The following is a 293-nucleotide window of genomic DNA, read 5'->3' on the forward strand; positions in this document are numbered from 1 at the left end:
CGCCTCACAAGCAAAGCGTCGGGCACACAATTTGGCGAAGGCTTTGAGCTCGCGGGTACTGTCTTTGAGCAGGTTTTTGGCCAATGTCTGCTGCTCGCGGTGGCTGGCTTGTTCGCTGCGCACCAGCAACCAACGTTGCGCGACCCTGGCATAATTCGCGTGTTGCCAACGGCCATGATAGCCATTGCCCAGAGCGGTCAGCGGTTGTGCACCTATGGTTGCCACGGCCTGCTTTGCCTCATTGAGAGTGACGGGCACCCGGGTCACAAATAGTTGCTGCTGTTGCGCCAGTA

The 293-nt window shown here is 58.4% G+C and carries 1 pseudogene; it reads right to left on the reverse strand.

The features are described from left to right. Positions 1-293, reverse strand: a pseudogene (locus J9892_RS25290) (IS1634 family transposase); the annotation flags it as partial.

Source organism: Aeromonas sp. Prich7-2, assembly GCF_017939255.1.
Taxonomy (GTDB): domain Bacteria; phylum Pseudomonadota; class Gammaproteobacteria; order Enterobacterales; family Aeromonadaceae; genus Aeromonas; species Aeromonas caviae.